The sequence below is a fragment of the Bacillus luti genome (assembly GCF_009739945.1).
Classification (GTDB): domain Bacteria; phylum Bacillota; class Bacilli; order Bacillales; family Bacillaceae_G; genus Bacillus_A; species Bacillus_A luti.
Map to the genome: position 1 here is coordinate 4362257 of NZ_CP040336.1, position 25244 is coordinate 4387500.

Below are 25244 nucleotides of genomic sequence, written 5' to 3' on the forward strand. Positions count from 1 at the left end.
AAAAGACTTGAGAAAAAGGAGTTTTTTCTTCCAATTATATTTCCAAATGATCTGAGACATCCTTTATAAACCTTTGAATAAAGTCTTGCTCTTCTTTCGTATATCCATCTAAAAGTAACAGCCACTTTTCTTCAGCTTGCTTATGCAATTTTTCATGAGCTTTATATATTTCATTTCCACTTTCCGTTAAGCGGAAGAAGATTTCTTTTTGATTATCTAACATTTGCATCTTCTCAACGAATTGCTTTTGAAACAACTTTGTACAAATTTTAGAGATTGCTCCCTTCGTCATGCCCATTTCTGTCGTAATTGCCATTACATTCATCAAACCATTTTTTCCGATACATTCGATTACATGTAACTCAGATAATGACATACTACTTACACCTGTCTCACGAAGAAACTTCTCGTTTTGTCGTTTTAAATGTTCTTCTTTTTTATGCAAAAGTGTACGAATGTCCGAAAGTATTTCCATTTGTTTCATTGTACGTTCCAATCCGTTCGCCCCCTAAGTTTCCAAAGAAACAATTTAACTATATACCATTTTAAAATCATTTTTTCATATTTACAAGTGAGAAAAACGTGTTAAAATAAATTTAGTTTCCAAGGAAACCAAATCACAAGGAGGTTAACATTATGAAAAAATCTAAATTAAATTTCATTTTATATGTTATCTGTATTAGTGCCTTACTCGGCTCCTTCGCTCAAAATATTTACACACCTATCTTACCGATGATTCAAAATTCTTTTCATACTTCTCTTTATCTTGTAAATGTAACAGTTTCACTTTTCACATTCGTTCTTGCGATTATGCAGCTCATATATGGACCTTTAATTGATACAAAAGGGAGAAAATCTGTCCTTATTCCTAGTTTAATTATTAGTACGATTGGTTCAATCGGATGTGCTTTTTCATCAAACATTTATTTATTTCTATTCTTTAGAGCCATTCAAGCTGTAGGAATTGCCGCTATACCTATAGTTGCCGCAACAATTATTGGTGATTTATTTGAGGGAAAAGAACGAGGTGAAGCAATGAGCCTTTATCAAATGTTACTTGCTCTCGCACCTGCGGTTGGCCCTCTCATTGGTGGTTATCTCGGCAGTATAAATGGCCACGTATCCGTATTTCTCTTTTTATCTATACTTGCCATTCTTTTATTAATTATAAACATTTCACTACTTCCAGAAACAAAACCAACTGTAATTAAGCAACCGCACTCAAAAAAAAATTACTGGTTTATCTTAAAAAACAAAACTGGATTTTCTATTACTCTTATTGGCTTTATTCAATTTTGTATTTACTTTTGTTTCCTCGTTTTTTTACCGAACATTTTCACAAATTTATTTCACTTAACTACAAGTGAAATTGGTCTTATGTTTGTACCGATGTCCCTTTCTATTATGTTAGGAAGTTATTGCTTCAAGCTTTTGCAAAAGCGTCTCACAACAAAGCAAGCTTTATTCATTACTAGTTTCTTCAATATTATATGTGTCACTTTATTCTCTTTCACATATAACATCAATATCCCATTCATCATTATCGTTACATTTTTGTACGGTTTTAGTATGGGCCTTTCTATGCCAACTCACACTACCTTATTAACAGAAGAATTCGTACAAGAACGCGCAACTGCTATCGGTATGTACAACTTTATTCGCTATCTCGGTATGGGCACAGGGCCACTTGTAGGTGGATTTCTTTTATTTAACCAAAATTACTTTTGGATTTTCTTCCTAGGCGCAATTATGTTTTTACTTGTAATTTTATATGCAATGAAAATGCTACGCTTTCATGCTGTACAAAAAGTAAAATAGAGCCCCCAAAAAGGTCGGCTCTATTTTAAGCTCTTTGATCCGCAACGATATGAATATCAATATACCTCGTTTGCCTCATAATCTCATTTACAATCGAGCCTTTTCGTATTTCTTCCCAACGAGTTCTTGCCGATTGCCCAAGTAAAATTTGCGTTACTTGTAATCTTTTCGCAACTTCAATAATAACATCCGCTGGCTTTCTCCCTTTTGCTTCTTCTAATACAAAACTTGCATCAAATTGATTCGTGAGCGTCTTCCACTCTTCAATTGTTTGTTTTTTACCAGCTGAAAGAGAATCTATCTTTTCTCTTTCAACATTTAATACATACAATTCAGCGTTTAACCGATTAGCCATGCGCCATCCCCGTCTTATTAATTTCTCTGCTGTTGAACTGTACTGTACACAAACGAGAATTTTTTCTTTCACTCCGATTGGTTCTATCACTGTTTGACTAATCTTTTCGTCCATATCGTCAGCGACTTCACGAAGCGATAATTCCCTGAGTGCTCCTAAATTGTTAAGCGTAAAGAAATTTTGTAAGCTTTGCTGAATTTTTTCTTCTTTATATATCTTTCCGTCTATTAACCTCTTCCGAAGTACTTCCGGCGTTGCATCAACTAGCTGAATTTCATTTGCTTTTTGTAAAATAAAGTCTGGAATTCGTTCTCTTACTTTTACATTTGTAATTTGAGCTACAATGTCATGAACACTTTCTAAATGTTGAATATTAAACGCTGACAATACGGATATACCAGCCTCTAACAATTCTTGTACATCCATATAACGCTTCTTATTTTTAGAGCTGGGAATATTACTATGTGCAAGTTCATCCACTACAACTACTTGCGGCGCACGCTTTATAATTCCTTCCACATCAAGTTCATAAAACACTTTCCCTTTATACTCTATTTCTTTTAAAGGTACTTTTTCTAAATCAGCAATTGCTTCTTCTGTCTCTTTTCTGCCATGTGTTTCAATTAAACCAATTACAATATCAGTTCCATCTTTTTGCATTTCCCTAGCATCAAAAAGCATTTTATAACTTTTCCCTACTCCTGGAGCTGCTCCTACATATAGCTTTAACTTCCCGCGATTTTGCTGACGAATATATTCTAAATACTCTTCTGGTGTTCGCCTCTGAAAAGTTGGTTTATAGTCATCCGCATACAAAACAATCACAACCTTTCTTTCGAAACAACGCTACCTCAATCCGTTAGATTGAGGTAGCACTGTTACTATTTCATTAGTTTCTGTAATTCTAAATTTAGCTTTAAAACGTTCACGCGGTTTTCTCCAAATAAGCCAAGTGCCGCACCTTCCGCTTGATCTTTAATCAATTGATCTAGCGTTTCTTTCGGAATATTCGTTATTTTCGAGATGCGATCTACCTGCACAGAAGCTGCCTTCGGACTAATGTCAGGATCAAGCCCTGAACCTGAATTTGTCACTAAATCAATCGGTACTTCTGTAACTGGAACGCTCGGATTTTGTTTCTTCCACTCTTCAATACTTTTCTCTACTCGTTTCTCTAAATCTGGATTAGACGGTGCATAGTTATTTGAACCAGACGCTTCTGCTTTATATTCAATACTAGAGACACGCCCATGAAAATAACGTGGATCTGTGAAATTTTGACCGATTAATTTAGAGCCAATCACTTCATTTTTATCATTATATATTAGACTTCCATCCGCATTATCCTTCATTACTGCTTGTGCAATACCAGTAACAATCAGCGGATATACAAGTCCGCACAACACTAAAAATGTAAAAGTAATACGGATGATTGGTGATAGTATACTTTGTTTCTTCGCCATCTTTTTCCCCTCTTCCTTATATGAACAAGCCGACAATTATATCAATTACTTTAATTCCAATGAACGGTACAATCACTCCGCCCAGCCCATAAATAAGTAGGTTTCGGCCAAGTAATGCATTCGAACTCATCGGTTTATATGCGATACCTTTCATCGCCAATGGAATGAGTAATGGAATAATAACTGCATTAAATATTAATGCTGATAAAATCGCTGACAGTGGTGATGTTAGTTTCATAATGTTTAATGCTTCCATTTGCGGAATTGCAAGTGTAAACATTGCTGGAATGATTGCAAAATATTTTGCGATATCATTCGCAATACTAAACGTCGTTAACGCACCACGTGTCATTAATAATTGCTTACCGATTCCTACAACCTCAATAATTTTTGTTGGGTTCGAATCTAAATCAATCATATTCGCTGCTTCTTTCGCAGCTGTCGTACCACTATTCATCGCTAATCCAACGTCCGCCTGCGCTAATGCTGGAGCATCATTTGTACCATCACCTGTCATCGCTACAAGTTTCCCTTTCTCTTGCTCTGCTTTAATAACAGCAATTTTATCTTCTGGTTTACACTCAGCAACAAACTCATCTACTCCAGCTTCTTTTGCGATCGTTGCCGCTGTTAATGGGTTATCCCCTGTACACATAACCGTTTTAATCCCCATTTGGCGCAACTGTTCAAAACGTTCACGCATACCAGGTTTTACAGTATCTTTTAAATAGATTAAACCGTAAATACGATTATCCACTGCAACGACAAGTGGTGTTCCGCCCTCTTTTGAAATGAAATCTGCTTTTTGATTTACATCTTTCGGAATTGTTCCACCTTGTGATCTAACCCATTCAATCACGCTACCTACAGCACCTTTTCTCACTTTCGTTCCGTCCTGTAAATCAACACCACTCATTCTCGTTTCTGCTTTAAATGGAACAAATTCACCTTGTTCTGCAAGTGCCCTATCATATGATAGAGATTTCGTTTTTACATATTCAATAACAGATCGACCTTCTGGTGTTTCATCTAAAACTGAACTAATCGCAGCCCATTTCCCTACTTGCTCAATCGTTTCATTTCCTACAGGTAATAATGTATGAGCCATTCGGTTCCCGAAAGTAATCGTACCCGTTTTATCTAAAATAATTGTATTAATATCGCCCGCAGCTTCTACTGCTTTCCCTGACATTGCTAACACGTTAAACTTTGTCACGCGGTCCATTCCAGCAATACCAATTGCTGATAATAACCCACCAATTGTCGTTGGAATTAAACAAACTAACAATGCGACAAGTACAGCTGTATCAATTTGAAACCCTAAATAGTTCGTAAAAATCGGTAATGTCACAACAACGATTAAGAAAATAAGCGTTAAACTCGTTAATACTGTATTTAAAGCAATTTCATTCGGCGTTTTTTGACGAGCAGCTCCTTCAACTAACGAAATCATTTTATCAATAAATGATTCACCAGGATTACTCGTAATGACAATCGTAATTTCATCACTTACGACCATCGTACCGCCTGTTACGGAACAAAAATCACCACCCGCTTCTTTTATTACAGGAGCTGATTCCCCTGTAATCGCAGATTCATCGACAGACGCTAATCCTTTTATTACTTCCCCATCACTTGGAATCATTTCTCCTTGTTTTACAATAACAACATCACCTTTTCTCAGATCCGTTGCTGAAACTTGAACAATGTCTCCATTTTCTTTTACAACATTTGCAAAAACATCTTTCTTCGACTGTTTTAAAGAATCGGCTTGTGCTTTCCCCCGTCCTTCCGCTAATGCTTCTGCAAAGTTAGCAAATAAAACTGTAAATAATAGAATAAGAGAAACAGTTATATTAAACCATCCTGGTACACTACTAGAACGACTTGGAAGAAACGATAAAATGAACGTAATGATAAATCCAATCTCCACAACGAACATAATCGGATTCTTGATCATGACTTTCGGACTCAATTTCGCAAAGGATTGTTTCATCGCATGTATCACGATATCACGATCCATCGTTTTCGCTTGTCTAACTTCATCTTCTACAGCATGTATTTGTGACTCATTTACTCTTTTTTCTTTTACTACTACCGGTCTCATCATTTACCCTCCATTACTTCAATGTAAGAAATTCTGCAATTGGACCGAGTACTAACATCGGGAAAAATGTTAATGCACCGACAATTACAATTGTTCCGATGAAAATGCCGCCAAATAAACTATTATCCGTACGGAACGTTCCGACTGTTTCTGGTACAACCGTCTTTTCTTTCAATGAAGCTGCAACAGCTAGCATCGTAATTAAACTGAAATAGCGGCCTAAAAACATAACTAAACCAGTTGTAATATTCCAAAACGGTGTATTATCCGCTAATCCTTCAAATCCAGATCCGTTATTCGCAGCTGACGATGTATATTCATATACCACTTGCGTCAAACCGTGGAAACCGGAATGAGAAATAGCATCCGTCCCTAAACTTGTTGAAAGAGCTAATGCTGAAAATCCTAAAATGAGCAATGGATGAAATAAAATTGTTACCGCAATTAATTTCATTTCCTTACCCTCAATTTTCTTACCTAAAAACTCTGGTGTCCGTCCAACCATTAACCCAGATATAAACACTGCGATAATCGCATACATAATAATGTTCACAAAACCTGCTCCAACGCCGCCATACACTGTATTTAACATCATATTTACAAGTGGAACTAACCCGCCAATTGGTGTTAACGTATCGTGCATCGTATTAACAGCCCCTGTTTCAGCAGCTGTCGTTACAGTCGCATAAAGAGAAGAGAATACAGTTCCGAACCTTACTTCTTTTCCTTCTGTACTTCCTTGTACATGTTCAATACCCATTCCATTTAATGCCGGATTCCCGTTTAGTTCAGATGTCGTAATCGTTATAAATCCTAGTAGAAACACCATGAATAGTGAAACAAAAAGGATGCGCCCTTGCTTTTTATTCCCTACCATTCGTCCGTACGTAAATGGAAGTGCTGTTGGCAATAACATCATAAGCATCATTTGCAAAATATTACTCATTTGTCCTGGGTTTTCAAAAGGATGTGTAGAGTTTGCTCCGAAAAATCCACCACCGTTATTCCCAAGTTCCTTAATTGAAACAAATGATGCAACAGGTCCGCGTAATATACTTTGCTTTGCCCCATCAATTGTTTGTGCTGTAACTGCCCCGTCTAACGTTTGTGGTACACCAAGTGCGACAAAGAATAGTGCCGCAATAAATGCGATAGGAAGAAATACTCTCGTTAGTGCTCTCGTAAAATCAACGAAAAAGTTACCGAGTTCTTTTCCAGCAAGTCCTCTTATAAATGCCATAACGAGTGCTAACGTCGTTGCTGGTGCTGCAAACATTAAAAATGTAATTCCAATTAATTGTGATAAATAAGATAAACCATTTTCACCGCTATAATGCTGTAAGTTTGTATCAGCCATAAAACTAATTGCTGTATTAAAAGCAAGCGTAGGCTCCATTCCTTCAATGTGTGCTGGATTTAATGGCAATACTCCTTGTAGTCTGAAAATGAAATACACGACAACAATCATAAATCCATTTAATAAAACTAATGATAGTGCGTACTGTTTCCACGTTTGATTGTATTCTTTTACACCCGTAATTTTAAAAATAAGTTTTTCAAAAGGCCCGAATACTTTATCTAGCTTTTTACTACCTTGAAAGGCTTTCTCTAAATAAATTCCCGTTGGCTTTGCCACAAGAATAAACAATAGCATTGTAATAACGACTGCAACCCAGATCATAATGAATGACTCCCCCTAATTAAAACTTTTCCGGATTTAATAATGCATACACTAAGTACACCGTAATTGCTGCAACAATAACCGATAAGGCAATCATCATGATTGCTTACCTTCTTTCACAACTTTATCTGACCAACTCGCAAGACTTGCCATCGATGCGACTAACACAACAAAAATCCCGATCATTACAACATCTAACATAACTATCCCTCACTTCTTTTTGTTAAAATTTTCCATTAAAATATTAAAAAAGAACACTAAGCTCTACTTAGTGTTCGAAATGAACAACACAAAGTAAACCTCCTCTCTAAACGCTTACGAGGTTAGCTGTCGGATTCGGGCCTAAAGAGTAGCCCTACTTTCAAAACTGAAAGATTCACCCCAAGTGACGATGCACAAAATTGGTTCCCCCGCTCCATTTCTGGAACTCAGCGATTTTAGGTTTTTTTGGAAATTTTATGAATGATTTATGAGAGTAAATATACTCCTCTATTTTTTACTTGTAAAGAGCTAAATTACTGAAAATAAGAAAATATCCATCTATTTAAACGCTTACATTGAGTATTATTAATATTATTTCATCTATTTTCTCGCCTTTTCTTTATTTTTCACAGAAATGATCTTTTAAATACGAAATAAAAAGAGCGAATGACATGAAGTGCATAGCTTGTTGCACTTCGCATTCGCTCTTTTTTCATTCAACTTTTAGTCTCCTCGTAAAAATGTACGCAAATTTCTCCCGCGAATATAAACTTGTGACAATTCTGAATGGAGCTGCTCATATTCGATAACATCTGTTTTTAAATATAAAGCATCTTTCGATGGCAATATGATATATGGCCTTGGAAAAATAGGATCGAGCACCACCAATTCTTGAACTCGATCTACCGATACTGCCCAACGATTCGCTATATCTCCTAGTAACAACACCTTCATCTTCTTTTCCCCCACCCTATTCAAAAAATAAAAAAGCAATATTATCACAATTCGTAAACACGACAAATGTAGCTCCAATTGCTTCATAGAGCCTCGCTGGATATCGTTTATTCCTTGTAACAACAGTAATAGGTGCTTGAAAAGAAAAGCGAATGTGTTCTGTAAAGAAACTAATGATTGGAAGCTCATCCCCTAGTAAAATCACCTTCTTAATACACTCACAAATACTAGTAAAATCCTGCTCTTTACTACAACTATACGTCCAGTCAAACCCACAATTCCTCACTTCAGCCGCTATCTCTTCATTTGCTGTAAAAATAATTAACTCATGTTGAAAGGCTACTAAATCTATTAAACTATTTACCTTGCTTTCTTCTCCAACACAAATAAGTGTTAGTTCCATGTACCTCATCCTCCTTAGCATAAAAGAACCCAAGCATAGATTGATATTCCCCTATACTAATCAGATCGATGAAGTGATGTATCCATCATGGCACCGTCCTCTCTCAAGACGCTTACGAAGTTAGCTGTCGGATTCGGACTTTGAGAGTAGCCCTACTTTCAAAATTGAAAGATTCACCCCAAGTGACACTGCACAAATTGGTTCCTCCGCTCCATATAATTGGACTCAGCGTATTACAAAAAATATATTCTGGCTGATATATTACTCCTATATTTGGAAAAAGTAAACAGAAAAAAAGCCAGTTATAAAACTGACTTTTTACTTACCTACACACTCGTTTTATTCACTTTATCCCGCATTAACGGGCAGTAAAACTTCCACCTCAAAATTCGGCTGGAGCAAAGAAGTTAGGTGGCAGATCAACTGCCCGTAAACGCCCGATTGGTTCAACTAATCATCAGTAGGGGATGAACCCCCCACACTGATTATAGTTTCACTTTATACGCAAAATGATTCGTCGGTCCATGACCACTACCGATATTCAACGGATTTTCAATTGCTATACTAATAAATCGTTTCGCTTCTTGAACTGCCTCTTCCATCGAGTATCCTTTCGCAAGTCCAGCTGTAACTGCAGACGCGAATGTACAGCCACTTCCGTGCGTTTGTTTCGAAGGAATTCGTTCACTTCTAAATTCAATAAACTCTTCTCCATCAAAGAGTAAATCAATTACTTCATTCCCTTGATACTCTGCGTGTCCGCCCTTCATAAGCACGTATTTAGCACCTAATTCGTGCAATACCTTCGCAGCTTCCTTACTATCTTCAATATTATGAATCTCCATCCCAGTTAACACTTCTGCTTCAGGAACATTCGGCGTTATAACAGTTGCTACTGGTAATAAATATTCTTTTAATGCTTGTACTGCTTCTTGCTGTAATAATGACGCACCGCCCTTAGCAATCATAACTGGGTCTAGTACAATATTATTCCAGCCAAATTTCTTAATCTGTTCTGCCACAATTTGAATAATTTCACTGCTAAATAACATTCCTAGTTTCACAGCATCTGGTGTTAAATCCGTACCAATTGAATTCAGCTGTTCCGTAATACCTTCTAACGGAACAGGATATACCCCTTGCACGCCAAGCGTATTTTGAGCAGTAATTGCCGTAATAGCCGTCATCCCGTACACACCAAGCTCTTGGAATGTTTTTAAATCTGCTTGAATGCCGGCACCGCCGCCACTATCAGATCCTGCAATTGTTAAAGCTTTATTTACTTTCATCCCACTCATCCTTTTCTATCCAAAATAGCGATGATAAATTGTTTTTGCTTCACTTATATCTTTCGTTCCATGTACAAGTACACGACCATCTTTAAAAGCAACTAATCTCTTGTCTTCCACAGAAAATGATAATAAATATGGATTTACATTTAAATCCTTCACACGATCATTCAGCAACTCTTTGTATCGTTCAAAATCCATATCCTCTTTATAAGGTGGTCTAATTTGAACTGTATTTCTCCCGCATAAAACTGCTGTTTTCGATGTGTTTTCTTTATTTAAATAAGGATATAATGCATTTTCTCCGCACGAAGGACAATTATGCTTACGGAGCTTTTGCACATTCATACATGAATATTCATTTTTCCATACATCAAACGACACAAGTCCATCTCGAAGCGATTCATAGTCTTCTACTAACAGTTTCAGAGCTTCCGTTACTTGATGAGAAACGACAAGAGATACAGCAGGCGATATAATGCCCGCTGTATCACATGTCGCTCCGCCAAGCGGAATCGATTGTAATAAACAAGATAAACATGGCGTTTTACTAGGAAGAATGGTGTAAGAAAGGCCGTAACTCCCTACACATGCCCCGTAAATCCATGGAATAGAATATTTTTGCGCTATATCATTCACAATAAAACGTGTTTCAAAATTATCAGTCGCATCAATTATTACATCAACGTTTATAACGAGTTCTTCTAGCTCTTCAGCTGTTACATCTTGAACGAGAGCTTCTACTCTTACTTCACTATTAATCTCTTCTAGACGTTTCTTTGCCGCTACAGCCTTTGGAAGGTTATTTTCTACATCACTCTCTGCATACAATTGCTGCCTTTGTAAATTACTCCAATCGACATAATCCCGGTCAACAATCGTTACTGTGCCAACGCCTGCTCTTACAAACATTTCTGCATTTGCACTACCTAGTGCACCCGCACCAATAATGAGTACATGCTTTTCTCTTATTTTTTGTTGTCCTTCTTCTCCAATTGGAGAAAATAGTTCTTGGCGAGAATATCGATTATTCAACTACGCTCATTCCTTCTAAAGGACTACTTGCAGTTGCACAACGTTTGCGAGCAATACGACCTGCTTCAAATCCTAAACGTCCTGCTTCAATACTTAATTTCATTGCCTGTGCCATTTTAATAGGGTCTTTCGCACCAGACACCGCTGTATTTAATAACACACCATCTGCTCCTAATTCCATCGCAAATGCCGCATCAGCTGGGCTACCGATACCAGCATCAACGATAACTGGTACCGTCGCTTGTTCAATAATGAAACTTAAATTTAACGGATTTACAATACCAAGACCTGAGCCAATTGGTGATGCTCCTGGCATAATTGCATGCACACCTAATTCTTGTAATTTACGTGCTAGTACAACGTCATCAGATGTGTACGGAAGTACGATAAACCCTTCTTCTAGTAACATTTCAGATGCTCTCAATGTTTCTACCGGATCAGGTAGTAACGTTCTATCATCACCAATAACTTCTACTTTTATCATGTCACAAAGTCCTGAAGCTTTTGCTAATTTTGCAATTCGAACAGCTTCTTCAGCATTTTTTGCCCCTGCTGTATTCGGTAGTAACGTATATTTTTTTATATCAAGTTTCTCTAATAAATTTGGTTGCTTCGCGTCAAAAATATCCATACGACGTACTGCGAACGTTAAAACCTCAGCCTCAGATACATCAATTGCCTTTTGCTGTACATCAAAATTAGGGAATTTACCTGTTCCTAATAAAAGTCTAGACTGAAATGAAAATGGTCCAATGTTTAACATAATCAACCGCCTCCTACGAAAGTTACAATCTCAATTTGGTCTCCATCAAAAACAGATGTATCTGTATGATCATCTTTTTGTAAAATATCTTTATTACGCTCTACTACAACAATTCTGTTATCTAACTCTAAATGTATAAGTAGCTCAGCTACTGTTTTCACACTCGCTGGCACTTCCATTTGGTTACCATTAATTTTTAAATTCAAACTTCCATCCCCCTTCTAAACCGTTTTAGAAAGCAATGAATCTAGCAAGTGATTCTCCTGCTTTCCTTCTATTAAATCAGCCATATACTGACCAGAAACAGGGCTTAATAAAATACCGTTTCGATAATGCCCAGTACAAGCATATAAACCTTTTATTTCTTCATGCTCTCCCATATAAGGAGCTTCATGATTCGATTGTGGCCTTAATCCAGCCCATGTACTTTCCCACTCTGCCTCTTTTAAAGCCGGCAATATTGTATAAGCACGCTCTAATATAGAAGTAATACTTTCTGGCTGCACAGTTTTATTGAACGTATGAGGATGCATCGTTGCCCCTATTACATAACGACCACCACGTTTCGGTGCGATATAAAATCTTTCTTGGAAAATAGGAGCTTTCAATAGTGGCTTCCTGCTTCTTACTGCAACGACTTCTCCTTTAACTGGATATGTACCCCAATCGTGATGAAAATGTCCTAGTAGCTTCGTGCTCCATGAACCTCCTGCAATAACGACTTTCTCGCACGTGATAATACCTTCGCTCGTAACAATTCCAGTCACTTTATTATTTTCAATACGAATATCAAGTACCTCTGTCTGTTCATATATATCAGCACCGGAAATGGCTGCAGACTGTGCAAATGCTTTCGTAAGCTCTGGTGCAATAACGTGACCATCTTTCGGATAATATACCGCTCCGATAATTGATTCGGATAGAAATGGCTCTTTTTCTCGTAAATGGTCTCCTGTTAGAAAATAGGAATCCTCACCTGTTTTCTGCTGCCAATCCATAATGTGAAGAATTCTTTCCTTCTCACCTTCATTTTGGGCAATGCGATATATTCCTTTTTCCTCATATCCAATATCAATACCCGTCTTTTCACGTAAAGCTGTTGCAAGTTGTGGGAATATAGCACGGCTTTCTCTAGCAAGTTCAAATAGCGGATCATACGCATCCCATTCTGCCTGAACACCGAGCAAGCCAGCAGCAGCTTTCGAAGCTTCCGATGCAATCCTCTGCTTCTCTATAATTGCTACTTTATGTCCTCTTTCTGCTAGAAAATGTGCAACTGAACTGCCAATTACACCACCGCCAATAATTGCTACATCATACTTCTCACACATGTTTCCCCGCCCACTTTCTTATTGATTCCTTATAAGATTTCGCTCTGCTATACGGGTTACTATCACTTACAATTCCAGACATAACAGCAATTCCACTTATTTCACTTGCAAGAACATCCCTTGTATTTTCAGGAGTAATTCCTCCAATAGCTATAATCGGGATCGATAAGCTCTTTGCAATGCCGGAAATTTCCTCTAGCCCTCTCGCTGGCACACCTTTTTTACACTCTGTTGGGAATACATGACCATAAACGAGCGAATCAGCACCATTCTTAAAAGCCTCTATCGCTTCTTCTAAAGAATGTACGGAATAACCAACATGCAAATACGAAAACTTTTCTTTCACTGACCTTACATCCGTGCTTCGATATCCTAGCTGCACACGCGGTATATTTAATAAAATAGCAATATCAATTCGGTCATTTATAACAAGTTTAGATGCCGGAAAGCCTTTTTTTAAAAGGCTTTCCACCCCTTCATATAATTCCTTCGTACTTTTCTCACGCTCACGAATATGCAAATAATCAATCTCACTCTCAATTTGCATCGCTACATTCACTAACTCTTCGAATGGCATATGGCCATTTGAGATTACGTGGAGCTCATTTTTCATATTCATTCGCCTACTTTAAAATATTTTCGAATAGCTCATCGGCTGGAACAATTTCCTTCGTCATTCCTTTGTCTTTCAGCCATTTATTTTGTTTCTCCCAAGACTCTTTTGAATCTGATAAGAATGGCTCATCTTTCGTTTCCATCTTCTCTAATAAAATTTTCATACTTTCTTTTTCAACTTCTGGCACAAGCGGGAAGTTTTCTTTTTCTTGATGATCTAATAAAATATTTAATGCTTCATCAGGGTTTTTCTTCATAAAGTCATACCCTTTTTTCGCCCCACGTAAAAAGGCTTGCAGCGCTTCTTTATCTTTTTTCAACGTTTTATCACCTGTTACAAACACAAGCTCATGATAATTCGGTACGCCGTAATCAGCTGGATTAAAGTACGCTGGTTCATGACCTTCATGACGCATAACAGGTACTTCATGGTTAATGTATGCTCCTGTTACAGCATCTACTTTTTTCGTAATTAACGCTGGCACTAAATCAAATCCAACATCAACTACTTTCACTGTATCTGGATTACCACCATCTTCTTTTATCATCGTTTTTAAATACGCTTCACTTAAAGGCGTTCCAGAGTAACCTACTGTTTTACCTTCTAAATCTTTCGGTGATTGAATACCTGCTGATTTCAGCGATACGACATGATTTAATGGGGAACGTACGACAGCCCCAATTGACTTCACTGGAATTTGTTCATTTGCTCTTGCCATAACAACATCTGGCTGATAATACAGGCCAACTGTCACTTTCCCTGCTGCCGCTAACGTTAATGGATCAGTCGGATTAGAAGGGAATTTAATATTTACCTTTACTCCTTCTTCTTTAAAGTATCCTTTTTCAATTGCTGCATAAATAAAGCTATGCACCGCATTTGGATACCAATCAAGCATGACCGTTATTTCTTTTTCTTTTTTACTTTTATCGGATGCTGAATTACTCGAACATCCTGCAATCATTGCAACTAATAATGTGAACACAAAGATGCGTTTTAATAATTTCATGAATGCTTCCTCCAACTAATGAATTTCTTTTCTAATATGGAAATAAGTATGACGAAGAAAATAGCTAATAATGATAACAATACAATGGGTGCGAATACACCAGCCCCGTCTAACTGCGTCATCATTCTCTTACTGAAATATCCAAGCCCAGCTTGTGCACCAAGCCACTCTCCAATTGCTGCCCCAATGACACTAAGCGGAACTGCAATTTTTAAAGCTGAGAAAAAATAAGGAAGAGCAGACGGCAACTTTAACTTAAGAAAAACATCTTTTTTCGTTGCTCCATATGTAACTAAGAGCTCCTCCCATTCTTTTTTCGTACTACGCAGTCCATCGTACGTATTGACCGCAATCGGGAAAAACGTAATTAAAACTGTAACAACGACTTTACTCCAGATTGTGTATCCAAACCATAAAACGAAGAGCGGAGCAAGCGCAGTAATCGGAATCGTTTGTGAGGCAACTAATAATGGATAAAATGCTCTTTCCATCCATGTACTCGCATTCATTAACATTGCGAGTCCCACACCTAGTACGATAGAAATAACAACACCTATTAAAACGACGTATAACGTTGCCGGTAAATGAACCGTAAATAATATGTCTTTTAGTTTCCATATCTTTATTACAATTGCAGACGGTGACGGTAAAATGTACATCTCATCTACAATTCTTGCTCCTATTTCCCACATAACGAGTAAAATACTTGAAAGAGTAATGGCAGGAACTAATTCTTTCAATCGGCTTATCATACAAGTACCTGCCTTTGTAACATACTAAGAAGCTCCTCTTTCAGCGCTAACACGTCCGGTTTATATAAATCCTTTCGTGTTCGATTATGATCAAGTGGCACAATCCGCTCAGTCAATGTCATTATCGGCTGCTCCTCCACTACTAAAATTCGATTCGAAAGGAATAGCGCTTCTTCAACATCATGAGTGATGAATAAAATTGTTTTTTCCCACTCTTTCCATTGTTCAAACAACCATTCTTGCAATGATGCCTTCGTTAAGGCATCTAATGCACTAAACGGTTCATCTAGTAATAATATTTCCCCGCCTGTTAATAAAGTTCGGATAAAAGATACGCGCTGCCTCATACCGCCAGATAAATCTTTCGGGTATTTTTCCTCATATCCTTGTAAACCGAATTTATGTAACAGTTCCTTTGCCTTCACTTGCGCTTCTTTCTTTGGTACACCTTGGCACTCTAGTGGCAGGGCAGCATTTTCAATAATTGTTCTCCACGGCAAAAGCATATCTTTTTGAGGCATATATCCTACAGGGTGACTCTTTGTTTCTGTCAGCTCTATTTGTCCAGCACTTGCTTCTTCTAAGCCTGTAATAAGGCGAAATAAAGTGCTTTTCCCGCAACCACTTGGTCCGATAATACTTACAAATTCTTTCTCTTGTATAGAAGCATTTAATTCATTGATGATCGGTTTCTCATCATAATGAAAAGAAACATTATGAAACTGTAGTATGTTCTTGCTCCTCAAATCCCCACATCTCCTTACGATAGGACATATCCCAGAATAAATATTCAAATCGACTGGAATATAAGAAAATCTCCTCTAATCGGTCTAGTTCTTTCTCTGACTTCCCAGCTGCCATTTCATTTAATAAATCTATTAACCAAATACAAAGATTACCGTATTCTTCAGAACTATATCCTTGAATCCACTCACCAAAGAACTCATGATCTCTCGCTCCAGGAATATCATTTAAACGCTTTCCAATCTCCCAGTAACTCCACATACACGGAAGAAGTGCTGCTATTAATTCTGCCAGTGTTCCATTTTGAGATACTGACATCATATAGTTTGTATAAGCTAAATTTTTAGCTGATGGTTTTGCAGATTCCATTTCTTCTACAGAAATACCCAGTCTTTTTGCATATTGTTTATGAATCGTCATTTCTCCATTTAATATTCCATCAATTTGTTCAGCAAACTTTCCCATTATTTGTGGATTCGTTGCTTTTACAACACCAATCGCATATAGCTTTGCATAATCTAGCAGATACAAATAATCTTGTATAATATAATATTGGAATTTATCTTTTTCTAACGTACCATTCCCCATACCTACTACAAACGGATGATTATGACTTTTCTCCCAAACAGGTTGCACAGTTTCTAATAATCTATCGCAAAATTTCATTACTATTTCCCCTTTCAATATGTGTATTTAAATAAAAAACCACTTCTCTATATAAGAAGTGGTTACAGCAAATAAAATTATACATTTATTCGATGTTCCACTTCCCTTCGCTAGTATTACCTAGATCAGGTCTGTAAGGGTTAAGGATTATTCCTCTCTCAGCACATCAAGCACCCCTAGTGGTTCAATATGAAATTTTTAAATCAAAAAGCCCCGTTTCTATACGCAAAGAAACGGGGACTCATAGTTATTGTCCGAATTGCTTCCCTACGCTAGCATAATCTAGATCAGGTAATGAAAAGGATCAAAGGCTTACGGCCCACTCTCAGCTGGCAACACCAGCTCTCCTAGCAAACTATAAAATTATCACTGTCAGTATAACATCGTCATAAGACATCATCAACTGTTTTAATTTTCTTAATTGTCAACAAAATAACAAAGCTATACAACACTTATATTTTATTTTCAAAATCAATATCCTAATTAATTGGATAAAAAGAAATAATTATTCTCAAAAAATTTATTTTTATATTGATTTCATATTACATTTATGTGAATAAACCCACTATATTATATCTTTATACTATAATAAAATTACAACTATACAACTAGAGGAGGTCTCTATTATATGAATATGAAAGCTACTGCTCTAACAGCAACTACTGTCGCAATTGCTTCTTTACTACCTTCTATGGGAGAAACAAATGTACAAAAAGCAAATGCTGAACAATTATCTAATGTTAAAACTGGATATGTCAAAGTGGATCAAGCAACTTTACATAAAGAAGACAATATAAATAGCGTATCTATTGATAAAATCCGCTTTAATACGAAAGTGAACATACTTGAAAAAACGAATGATTGGTATAAAGTATCTGTTAATAATAAAGTAGGTTACGTGCAAAAAGATACTATTCTACTAAAAAACAAACTTCAATCTAATAATCAATACATCGTCAATGCTAATGCATTAAACGTTCGCTCTGAACCTAATCTAGAATCTTCAATTTTAGATGTATTACCGAATGGAAAGTTCGTTACCATTCAAGAAGAACAAGGTGAATGGTATAAGATTTTACATAATGGTCAAACAGGTTATGTACAAAAAGCATTCATATCTAATGGCTCACAACCTTTAGTAAAAGGAATTACAGTTCAAAATAATACGAAGTACACAGTTGCAACACCAAAACTCAATGTACGTAGTAATGCTAGTACAAGTAGTTCTCTACTTGGTTCATTACAAAATGGTACACAAGTGCAAGTAGTAGAAACTGTAGGAACTTGGTATAAAATTCGTTTTGGTACAGGGTACGGATATGTGGCAAAACACTATGTAGTACAAAACCAACCGCAATCACAAGCTAAAACCGCTCAACCTTCATCCATTCCAGCAGCTTTCAAATTCCCTGCTCAAGGAAGAGTTAGCTCAACCTTTGATATGCGCTGGGAACAAATGCATTATGGTATAGATATTGCAGCTCAAGGGAACGTATCCATTCAAGCTGCCGCTGCAGGTAAAGTTGTGAAGTCTTATTATTCGGCTAGTTATGGTAATGTCGTGTTCATCGCCCATCAAATTAATGGGAAATTATATACAACAGTTTATGCTCATATGAAAGATCGCACTGTACAAGCCGGTGATCAAGTACAAACTGGACAACTATTAGGTCATATGGGAAATACAGGGCATTCATACGGACAACATCTCCACTTTGAGTTACACAATGGAGAATGGAATTTTGAAAAAACAAATGCAGTCAATCCACTGCCATATTTAGTTAGGTAAATTGTATGCCACGCAATATACCTCTCTTAATTGAATACTTGGCCTTTTTAGGCTTAATCTGTTGTTTAATCATTTATAATACAAACACTGTATTTTTATCTATTATCATTGCTTTTGTTACTTTAGAAATTATGATGGAATCATTCCAAGTGCAACTAAAACAAAAAATTGCACACATTTATAACGCTCTTTTTCTATTAAGTGCCCTTATAACAAATGTAATTAGTAACGGTTTGTATTTATCTACCGTATTTCCTGTATTTTTTATGGCTATTTTATTATTCATAGCTAGATACGTGAATGTCCCTAATAATAAAAAACATGAACAAGAAGCTTAGAAAGAGGAGACACTGTGTACCAATCTTTCAAAGATACTCCAATGAAATATATATTGAATTTATATGAAAAAATGAATACTTTTTTCGGTATACAAGGAAGTTATACTGCACAACTTCTCCTTTATGGAATGTTATTTCTCATCTTAATTACTTTCTCCTTGTTTTACTAACAAAAAAAGGATCTCACATAAACTTGAGATCCTTTTTAATTTATATTAATTTTTCATATAAACAGTACTGTTTATCCACAAGCATATTTTTCATAAATAAAACTCAGATTATATTTTTTCTCTAAGCTCATTCTTTGTTCATCGTCGCACCAATAGAATAAAATATCATGAATAGTTGCATAACGCTTATTTTTAAGAAATAGTTTAAAGAATGATGGTAAACAATCATGTAATTGTATAAATATATAATTGCGTAATATCTCTTCCTTATATTCAATGCCCTTACAAATATACAGTAATTCTTCACAGTAATATGCATGCTGCGGAACTTGAATCATTTCAAAAAATGGTACATATGATAGTAGCTTTCCGATAAAATGACCATATCGGTCCATTACCCCTATCGTCATATGCTCCATCATTTCTTTCATCACATATAAATAATCATCTACATGCGTTGTCTTTAATGGGTCTAATCGATCGGAAATTTGAGCAAGTACAGCTCGTTGACAGGCTAACACCGCTTGACTCGGTCCATAATATGATAAGAAGTCTGTACACTTACGATATTTTCGTAATAAGTCATGTGTATATAAATCATAAACAAAAGTATTACAATACATCGCTAGACTCATCATATCACTATTTAATTGCTCTTTTGACAGTAACTTCGCTCTTTTACACATATAAAAGAATGTAAATTCCAATACTTCTTTATGAGATAATAAATGCTTACAATCTTTTATACATTCCTCATTAAATTTAACTCTATCCCAAATTTCTACATCCCTATCTGTTAATTCACCAATACGGTATTTAATAATTAAATAGTTTAAAGCAACCGCTTGCGTCAAAAGATCCCATGTTTCATATTCCAATGAAGTTTGGACAAATTCATCTAGCCCTTGAGTTATCATAAAAGTATTTGCCTCTTCATACCAACCAATCTCTTGGCATAAACGAAGAATACGTACTAAAGTTGGAATTTCATCTTTATGAAACTGCGGTAAATTTTTCACTTTATTTATTCCATATACGATAAATGCCGCTAAATTTTCTTCTTTATAAAATTCTTTTTCTTTCCACGCTAATATAGTCCGCTCGTTCCCTTCACCTTTTGGGTGACAAGGTACAAGCAAAGAAAATAATTCAGCGAAATTATTTGGTTCTATATATGTATCTGTAACCAAATTCCAATTTGGATCGCCTTGTACAGCCTTCATATAATTCCCCTTCCCTTTTTATCCCGCTATTTGCGACCAAGTAAGACTCCCACCTCAAAATTCAGCGAATGCTATGAATTTAGTTGGGAGATAAATGCCCGTAAAAGCCCGATTGGTTCAACTCATAATCATTTTGGAATAGCCCCCACAATGATTAAAGTTTCACTTTATCTACATAGGAAATATTAATTCATTATTACATCATTACCAATTAATATTGTTATATTCAAAATCTATCATAACCCTTATACCTATCAGTATATCATTTTTTCTCTTATTAAAAATTAGGAATGAAAAATTTTAAAAAACTGTCGAAAATATTAACTGTATACCTATTATATAATGCCCTAGATACGTCACTCTAGCATATTAGTTTAATCTATATATACTAGAATGATGTATCCGCTCTTCATACATAATTTATCTTGCTATTTGTGGGCATTAAGGCCCCATTCATTAAGGATTCACTTTATTCTGTATGCTCCGAGATTTCACCTAAAGCAAATCCAGCTTGATCATCTGTCGATTCTCTTATAGCTAAGTCACCTAGTGCTAACATCCCAACTAATTGACCATTCTCAACTACTGGTAATCGTCTAATTTGATATTGTGCCATTAATTCTGTAGCTTTTTCAATAGCATCATCTGGAGAAACTGAAACAATATTTGTTGTCATTACATTTGTAATTTTATTAGACCCAGGATGCTTCTCTGCAATCCCTCGAACAACCAAATCTCGATCAGTAACAAGCCCAACAACTTGTTCATTTTCAACAACAGGAATCAATCCAACCGATTCTTCTTTCATCTTTACAGCAGCCTCATATACATTGTCTAACGGTGTACAATGTACTATATGAGTACTCATAAATTCTCGAACTCGTGTCATTTTTATCTCCTCCTTTTAATACATACCATAGTTTTTCCTAAATCCCTTTATTTATTTCAGGAAAATAAGATGATAAAAGAGGATTGCACATAATAAAAAAGAGTCAGCATATTGCTGACTCTTTTTTGTATGACCCGTACGGGATTCGAACCCGTGTTACCGCCGTGAAAGGGCGGTGTCTTAACCACTTGACCAACGGGCCATGGCTCCGCAGGTAGGACTCGAACCTACGACCGATCGGTTAACAGCCGATAGCTCTACCACTGAGCTACTGCGGAATATATATGGTGGGCCTAAATGGACTCGAACCATCGACCTCACGCTTATCAGGCGTGCGCTCTAACCAGCTGAGCTATAGGCCCATATACTTTACAGGGGCAGTAGGAATCGAACCCACACTGGAGGTTTTGGAGACCTCAGTTCTACCTTTAAACTATGCCCCTAAATGATGCCGACTAGAGGACTTGAACCCCCAACCTACTGATTACAAGTCAGTTGCTCTACCAATTGAGCTAAGTCGGCAAAAAAAAATGGTGGCTCGGGACGGAATCGAACCGCCGACACGAGGATTTTCAGTCCTCTGCTCTACCGACTGAGCTACCGAGCCAACATAAATGGCGGTCCCGACCGGGGTCGAACCGGCGATCTCCTGCGTGACAGGCAGGCATGTTAACCACTACACCACGGGACCATTTGGTTGCGGGGACAGGATTTGAACCTGCGACCTTCGGGTTATGAGCCCGACGAGCTACCGTGCTGCTCCACCCCGCGACAATATAAAATTTTAAAAAAATGGAGGAGGTAGAGGGATTCGAACCCCCGCGCGACTCTCGCCGCCTGTCGGTTTTCAAGACCGATCCCTTCAGCCGAACTTGGGTATACCTCCATGAAGGAAAAAGAAATATTTTATTATTACATGTATCTAATCCATTTAAAAAGAAAATGGAGGAGGTAGAGGGATTCGAACCCCCGCGCGATTCTCACCGCCTGTCGGTTTTCAAGACCGATCCCTTCAGCCGAACTTGGGTATACCTCCGAGACATATAATAAATAAAGTGGAGCCTAGCGGGATCGAACCGCTGACCTCCTGCGTGCAAGGCAGGCGCTCTCCCAGCTGAGCTAAGGCCCCATGTTTTTGGGAATATCGGGAAGACAGGATTTGAACCTGCGACCCCCTGGTCCCAAACCAGGTGCTCTACCAAGCTGAGCCACTTCCCGTTAATAAAAGCGCGCCCGAGAGGAGTCGAACCCCTAACCTCTTGATCCGTAGTCAAACGCTCTATCCAATTGAGCTACGGGCGCATATGGTGCCGAGGGCGGGGGTCGAACCCGCACGGTGGTCACCCACCGCAGGATTTTAAGTCCTGTGCGTCTGCCTGTTCCGCCACCCCGGCATGTCATATTGAAAATTGGAGCGGAAGACGGGATTCGAACCCGCGACCCCAACCTTGGCAAGGTTGTATTCTACCACTGAACTACTTCCGCAAGACATGTTTGAGTTATTTTATTAAAAGTGCGGGTGAAGGGAGTCGAACCCCCACGCCAAAGGCGCTAGATCCTAAGTCTAGTGCGTCTGCCAATTCCGCCACACCCGCATATTTTATTAAAATGGTGAGCCATGAAGGACTCGAACCTTCGACCCTCTGATTAAAAGTCAGATGCTCTACCAACTGAGCTAATGGCTCTTAATGGCTGGGCTAGCTGGATTCGAACCAGCGCATGACGGAGTCAAAGTCCGTTGCCTTACCGCTTGGCTATAGCCCATTAATTAAGAATGGTGGAGGGGGGCAGATTCGAACTGCCGAACCCGAAGGAGCGGATTTACAGTCCGCCGCGTTTAGCCACTTCGCTACCCCTCCGACATATATGGTGGAGGATGACGGGATCGAACCGCCGACCCCCTGCTTGTAAGGCAGGTGCTCTCCCAGCTGAGCTAATCCTCCATTTGCCTGGCAACGTCCTACTCTCACAGGGACAAGGTCCCAACTACCATCGGCGCTAGAGAGCTTAACTTCCGTGTTCGGTATGGGAACGGGTGTGACCTCTCTGCCATCATTACCAGACTATATTCATTTAAGACAAGAATCATTATAACTTATTTAACCTTTAAAGTCAACAAGTTTTTTATATTCTTTCAAAACTAGATAACATTGCTTCATATTATATGGTTAAGTCCTCGATCTATTAGTATTCGTCAGCTCCACATGTCACCATGCTTCCACCTCGAACCTATCAACCTGATCATCTTTCAGGGATCTTACTAGCTTACGCTATGGGAAATCTCATCTTGAGGGGGGCTTCATGCTTAGATGCTTTCAGCACTTATCCCTTCCGCACATAGCTACCCAGCTATGCCCTTGGCAGAACAACTGGTACACCAGCGGTGCGTCCATCCCGGTCCTCTCGTACTAAGGACAGCTCCTCTCAAATTTCCTACGCCCACGACGGATAGGGACCGAACTGTCTCACGACGTTCTGAACCCAGCTCGCGTACCGCTTTAATGGGCGAACAGCCCAACCCTTGGGACCGACTACAGCCCCAGGATGCGATGAGCCGACATCGAGGTGCCAAACCTCCCCGTCGATGTGGACTCTTGGGGGAGATAAGCCTGTTATCCCCGGGGTAGCTTTTATCCGTTGAGCGATGGCCCTTCCATGCGGAACCACCGGATCACTAAGCCCGACTTTCGTCCCTGCTCGACTTGTAGGTCTCGCAGTCAAGCTCCCTTATGCCTTTGCACTCTACGAATGATTTCCAACCATTCTGAGGGAACCTTTGGGCGCCTCCGTTACACTTTAGGAGGCGACCGCCCCAGTCAAACTGCCCACCTGACACTGTCTCCCGGGTCGATAAGACCCGTAGGTTAGAATTTCAATACAGTCAGGGCGGTATCCCACCAGCGCCTCCACCGAAGCTAGCGCTCCGGTTTCAATGGCTCCCGCCTATCCTGTACAAACTGTACCAAAATTCAATATCAGGCTACAGTAAAGCTCCACGGGGTCTTTCCGTCCTGTCGCGGGTAACCTGCATCTTCACAGGTACTATAATTTCACCGAGTCTCTGGTTGAGACAGTGCCCAAATCGTTACACCTTTCGTGCGGGTCGGAACTTACCCGACAAGGAATTTCGCTACCTTAGGACCGTTATAGTTACGGCCGCCGTTTACTGGGGCTTCAGTTCAGAGCTTCGCTTACGCTAACCCCTCTCCTTAACCTTCCAGCACCGGGCAGGTGTCACCCCCTATACTTCGCCTTACGGCTTCGCAGAGAGCTGTGTTTTTGCTAAACAGTCGCTTGGGCCTATTCACTGCGGCTTTCCGTTAAGAAAGCACCCCTTCTCCCGAAGTTACGGGGTCATTTTGCCGAGTTCCTTAACCAGAGTTCTCTCGCACACCTTAGGATTCTCTCCTCGCCTACCTGTGTCGGTTTGCGGTACAGGCACCTTTTATCTCGCTAGAAGCTTTTCTTGGCAGCGGGGAATCAAAGACTTCGCTCCATAAGGAGCTTCCCCATCACAACTCAGCCTTCACGATAAGCGGATTTGCCTACTTATCAGCCTAATTGCTTGGACGTGCACAACCAATCGCACGCTTCTTCTATCCTTCTGCGTCCCTCCATCGCTCAAACGATAAAGAGGTGGTACAGGAATATCAACCTGTTGTCCATCGCCTACGCCTGTCGGCCTCGGCTTAGGTCCTGACTAACCCTGAGCGGACGAGCCTTCCTCAGGAAACCTTAGGCATTCGGTGGACGGGATTCTCACCCGTCTTTCGCTACTCATACCGGCATTCTCACTTCTAAGCACTCCACCAGTCCTTACGGTCTGACTTCACTGTCCTTAGAACGCTCCCCTACCACTGATACCAT

General features: G+C 38.6%; 24 protein-coding genes, 20 tRNA genes, 2 rRNA genes and 4 riboswitches (1 of these 50 cut by a window edge). Of the genes, 3 read left to right on the forward strand and 43 right to left on the reverse strand.

Annotation, left to right across the window (positions count from 1 at the left end):
* Positions 1–34: 34 nt before the first annotated feature.
* On the reverse strand, positions 35–484 hold the full coding sequence (locus EUC40_RS22105; RefSeq protein WP_395592623.1) for a MarR family transcriptional regulator: 450 nt from the start codon (positions 482–484) through the stop codon (positions 35–37).
* A gap of 152 nt (positions 485–636) precedes the next feature.
* Between EUC40_RS22105 and EUC40_RS22110 the strand changes: the two genes are divergently transcribed.
* Positions 637–1818: an MFS transporter gene (locus EUC40_RS22110; RefSeq protein ID WP_156576625.1), complete on the forward strand. Its 1182-nt coding sequence runs from the start codon at positions 637–639 to the stop codon at positions 1816–1818.
* A 25-nt stretch (positions 1819–1843) separates the two neighbouring features.
* On the opposite strand, the gene kdpDN is transcribed toward EUC40_RS22110, so the two are convergent.
* The 18 genes from kdpDN to tenA all read right to left on the reverse strand — a co-directional run bounded on the left by kdpDN (position 1844) and on the right by tenA (position 16968).
* Positions 1844–2998, reverse strand: a complete 1155-nt coding sequence (gene kdpDN / locus EUC40_RS22115) for a KdpD-like non-kinase potassium sensor (RefSeq protein ID WP_156576626.1) — start codon at positions 2996–2998, stop codon at positions 1844–1846.
* Positions 2999–3054: 56 nt separating this feature from the next.
* The gene (kdpC, locus tag EUC40_RS22120; protein WP_156576627.1) at positions 3055–3636 is read right to left on the reverse strand and encodes a K(+)-transporting ATPase subunit C; all 582 of its coding nucleotides are present in this window, start codon (positions 3634–3636) and stop codon (positions 3055–3057) included.
* Between the two features lie 16 nt (positions 3637–3652).
* The gene (gene kdpB / locus EUC40_RS22125; protein ID WP_156576628.1) at positions 3653–5743 is read right to left on the reverse strand and encodes a potassium-transporting ATPase subunit KdpB; all 2091 of its coding nucleotides are present in this window, start codon (positions 5741–5743) and stop codon (positions 3653–3655) included.
* Between the two features lie 13 nt (positions 5744–5756).
* Positions 5757–7424, reverse strand: a complete 1668-nt coding sequence (gene kdpA / locus EUC40_RS22130) for a potassium-transporting ATPase subunit KdpA (protein ID WP_156576629.1) — start codon at positions 7422–7424, stop codon at positions 5757–5759.
* Between the two features lie 19 nt (positions 7425–7443).
* Positions 7444–7524, reverse strand: a complete 81-nt coding sequence (gene kdpF, locus EUC40_RS22135) for a K(+)-transporting ATPase subunit F (RefSeq protein WP_000972378.1) — start codon at positions 7522–7524, stop codon at positions 7444–7446.
* Positions 7521–7625, reverse strand: coding sequence for a SipW-dependent-type signal peptide-containing protein (locus EUC40_RS22140; RefSeq protein ID WP_000887889.1), 105 nt, complete (start codon positions 7623–7625; stop codon positions 7521–7523). The genes kdpF and EUC40_RS22140 overlap by 4 nt, the downstream gene beginning before the upstream one ends.
* A 97-nt stretch (positions 7626–7722) precedes the next feature.
* Positions 7723–7868, reverse strand: a riboswitch (cyclic di-AMP (ydaO/yuaA leader).
* Positions 7869–8129: 261 nt separating this feature from the next.
* Positions 8130–8360 carry a hypothetical protein gene (locus tag EUC40_RS22145; protein ID WP_071711532.1) on the reverse strand — a complete coding sequence of 77 codons (231 nt, stop codon included), beginning with the start codon at positions 8358–8360 and terminating at the stop codon, positions 8130–8132.
* Positions 8361–8376: 16 nt separating this feature from the next.
* A complete protein-coding gene (locus EUC40_RS22150) occupies positions 8377–8763 on the reverse strand; it encodes a hypothetical protein (protein ID WP_071711531.1) in 387 nt (128 codons plus the stop codon).
* Between the two features lie 93 nt (positions 8764–8856).
* A riboswitch (cyclic di-AMP (ydaO/yuaA leader) is annotated at positions 8857–9004 on the reverse strand.
* Positions 9005–9248: 244 nt separating this feature from the next.
* Complete coding sequence (gene thiD / locus EUC40_RS22155) at positions 9249–10061, reverse strand: bifunctional hydroxymethylpyrimidine kinase/phosphomethylpyrimidine kinase (RefSeq protein ID WP_156576630.1); 813 nt, start codon at positions 10059–10061, stop codon at positions 9249–9251.
* 6 nt (positions 10062–10067) lie between these two features.
* Positions 10068–11087, reverse strand: a complete 1020-nt coding sequence (gene thiF, locus EUC40_RS22160; protein WP_156576631.1) for a thiazole biosynthesis adenylyltransferase ThiF — start codon at positions 11085–11087, stop codon at positions 10068–10070.
* Positions 11080–11850 (reverse strand): thiazole synthase, encoded by a 771-nt coding sequence (gene thiG, locus EUC40_RS22165; protein WP_156576632.1) that lies wholly within the window; start codon positions 11848–11850, stop codon positions 11080–11082. Before thiG ends, thiF begins: the two co-directional genes overlap by 8 nt.
* A 2-nt stretch (positions 11851–11852) precedes the next feature.
* A complete protein-coding gene (gene thiS / locus EUC40_RS22170) occupies positions 11853–12056 on the reverse strand; it encodes a sulfur carrier protein ThiS (RefSeq protein WP_156576633.1) in 204 nt (67 codons plus the stop codon).
* Positions 12057–12071: 15 nt separating this feature from the next.
* The gene (gene thiO / locus EUC40_RS22175; RefSeq protein ID WP_156576634.1) at positions 12072–13181 is read right to left on the reverse strand and encodes a glycine oxidase ThiO; all 1110 of its coding nucleotides are present in this window, start codon (positions 13179–13181) and stop codon (positions 12072–12074) included.
* On the reverse strand, positions 13174–13794 hold the full coding sequence (gene tenI, locus EUC40_RS22180) for a thiazole tautomerase TenI (RefSeq protein ID WP_071711527.1): 621 nt from the start codon (positions 13792–13794) through the stop codon (positions 13174–13176). The genes thiO and tenI overlap by 8 nt, the downstream gene beginning before the upstream one ends.
* Before the next feature lie 10 nt (positions 13795–13804).
* Positions 13805–14806, reverse strand: coding sequence for an ABC transporter substrate-binding protein (locus EUC40_RS22185; RefSeq protein WP_071711526.1), 1002 nt, complete (start codon positions 14804–14806; stop codon positions 13805–13807).
* The gene (locus EUC40_RS22190) at positions 14803–15558 is read right to left on the reverse strand and encodes an ABC transporter permease (RefSeq protein WP_116758517.1); all 756 of its coding nucleotides are present in this window, start codon (positions 15556–15558) and stop codon (positions 14803–14805) included. The genes EUC40_RS22185 and EUC40_RS22190 overlap by 4 nt, the downstream gene beginning before the upstream one ends.
* The gene (locus tag EUC40_RS22195; protein ID WP_001256823.1) at positions 15555–16304 is read right to left on the reverse strand and encodes an ABC transporter ATP-binding protein; all 750 of its coding nucleotides are present in this window, start codon (positions 16302–16304) and stop codon (positions 15555–15557) included. Before EUC40_RS22195 ends, EUC40_RS22190 begins: the two co-directional genes overlap by 4 nt.
* Positions 16273–16968 carry a thiaminase II gene (gene tenA, locus EUC40_RS22200; protein WP_156576635.1) on the reverse strand — a complete coding sequence of 232 codons (696 nt, stop codon included), beginning with the start codon at positions 16966–16968 and terminating at the stop codon, positions 16273–16275. The genes EUC40_RS22195 and tenA overlap by 32 nt, the downstream gene beginning before the upstream one ends.
* Positions 16969–17053: 85 nt before the next feature.
* Positions 17054–17156: riboswitch (TPP riboswitch) on the reverse strand.
* Between the two features lie 59 nt (positions 17157–17215).
* A riboswitch (TPP riboswitch) is annotated at positions 17216–17327 on the reverse strand.
* Positions 17328–17596: 269 nt separating this feature from the next.
* Between tenA and EUC40_RS22205 the strand changes: the two genes are divergently transcribed.
* Together EUC40_RS22205 and EUC40_RS22210 are read left to right on the forward strand one after the other, a co-directional pair.
* Positions 17597–18757 carry an SH3 domain-containing protein gene (locus EUC40_RS22205; protein WP_001056040.1) on the forward strand — a complete coding sequence of 387 codons (1161 nt, stop codon included), beginning with the start codon at positions 17597–17599 and terminating at the stop codon, positions 18755–18757.
* A gap of 5 nt (positions 18758–18762) precedes the next feature.
* Positions 18763–19095, forward strand: a complete 333-nt coding sequence (locus EUC40_RS22210; protein WP_001137829.1) for a hypothetical protein — start codon at positions 18763–18765, stop codon at positions 19093–19095.
* Positions 19096–19336: 241 nt separating this feature from the next.
* Here the strand turns inward: EUC40_RS22210 and EUC40_RS22215 are convergent, their stop codons facing one another.
* The 24 genes from EUC40_RS22215 to EUC40_RS22330 all read right to left on the reverse strand — a co-directional run.
* Entirely contained in the window at positions 19337–20488 is a 1152-nt protein-coding gene (locus EUC40_RS22215; protein ID WP_151627670.1) for a DUF3965 domain-containing protein, read from the reverse strand.
* Positions 20489–20957: 469 nt separating this feature from the next.
* Entirely contained in the window at positions 20958–21377 is a 420-nt protein-coding gene (locus EUC40_RS22220; RefSeq protein WP_156576636.1) for a CBS domain-containing protein, read from the reverse strand.
* A 130-nt stretch (positions 21378–21507) separates the two neighbouring features.
* Positions 21508–21579 (reverse strand) — tRNA-Glu (locus EUC40_RS22225).
* A gap of 1 nt (position 21580) precedes the next feature.
* Positions 21581–21655, reverse strand: a tRNA-Asn gene (locus EUC40_RS22230).
* Positions 21656–21662: 7 nt separating this feature from the next.
* Positions 21663–21739: transfer RNA gene (locus EUC40_RS22235), tRNA-Ile, on the reverse strand.
* Between the two features lie 10 nt (positions 21740–21749).
* Positions 21750–21820: transfer RNA gene (locus tag EUC40_RS22240), tRNA-Trp, on the reverse strand.
* Between the two features lie 6 nt (positions 21821–21826).
* A tRNA-Thr gene (locus EUC40_RS22245) sits at positions 21827–21899 on the reverse strand.
* Between the two features lie 9 nt (positions 21900–21908).
* Positions 21909–21984: transfer RNA gene (locus tag EUC40_RS22250), tRNA-Phe, on the reverse strand.
* Between the two features lie 8 nt (positions 21985–21992).
* Positions 21993–22068: transfer RNA gene (locus EUC40_RS22255), tRNA-Asp, on the reverse strand.
* A gap of 3 nt (positions 22069–22071) precedes the next feature.
* Positions 22072–22148: transfer RNA gene (locus tag EUC40_RS22260), tRNA-Met, on the reverse strand.
* A gap of 22 nt (positions 22149–22170) precedes the next feature.
* Positions 22171–22263: transfer RNA gene (locus EUC40_RS22265), tRNA-Ser, on the reverse strand.
* Between the two features lie 57 nt (positions 22264–22320).
* Positions 22321–22413: transfer RNA gene (locus tag EUC40_RS22270), tRNA-Ser, on the reverse strand.
* Between the two features lie 20 nt (positions 22414–22433).
* Positions 22434–22506, reverse strand: a tRNA-Ala gene (locus EUC40_RS22275).
* A gap of 15 nt (positions 22507–22521) precedes the next feature.
* Positions 22522–22595: transfer RNA gene (locus EUC40_RS22280), tRNA-Pro, on the reverse strand.
* A gap of 10 nt (positions 22596–22605) precedes the next feature.
* Positions 22606–22679, reverse strand: a tRNA-Arg gene (locus EUC40_RS22285).
* Between the two features lie 3 nt (positions 22680–22682).
* Positions 22683–22771 (reverse strand) — tRNA-Leu (locus EUC40_RS22290).
* A 16-nt stretch (positions 22772–22787) separates the two neighbouring features.
* A tRNA-Gly gene (locus EUC40_RS22295) sits at positions 22788–22862 on the reverse strand.
* 29 nt (positions 22863–22891) lie between these two features.
* A tRNA-Leu gene (locus EUC40_RS22300) sits at positions 22892–22972 on the reverse strand.
* A 14-nt stretch (positions 22973–22986) separates the two neighbouring features.
* Positions 22987–23062 (reverse strand) — tRNA-Lys (locus EUC40_RS22305).
* Positions 23063–23066: 4 nt separating this feature from the next.
* Positions 23067–23141 (reverse strand) — tRNA-Gln (locus EUC40_RS22310).
* A gap of 11 nt (positions 23142–23152) precedes the next feature.
* Positions 23153–23236, reverse strand: a tRNA-Tyr gene (locus EUC40_RS22315).
* A gap of 8 nt (positions 23237–23244) precedes the next feature.
* Positions 23245–23320, reverse strand: a tRNA-Val gene (locus EUC40_RS22320).
* A 4-nt stretch (positions 23321–23324) separates the two neighbouring features.
* Positions 23325–23440: ribosomal RNA gene (gene rrf / locus EUC40_RS22325) — 5S ribosomal RNA — on the reverse strand.
* Between the two features lie 101 nt (positions 23441–23541).
* Positions 23542–25244 (reverse strand): 23S ribosomal RNA (locus EUC40_RS22330) (it continues 1219 nt past the right edge of the window).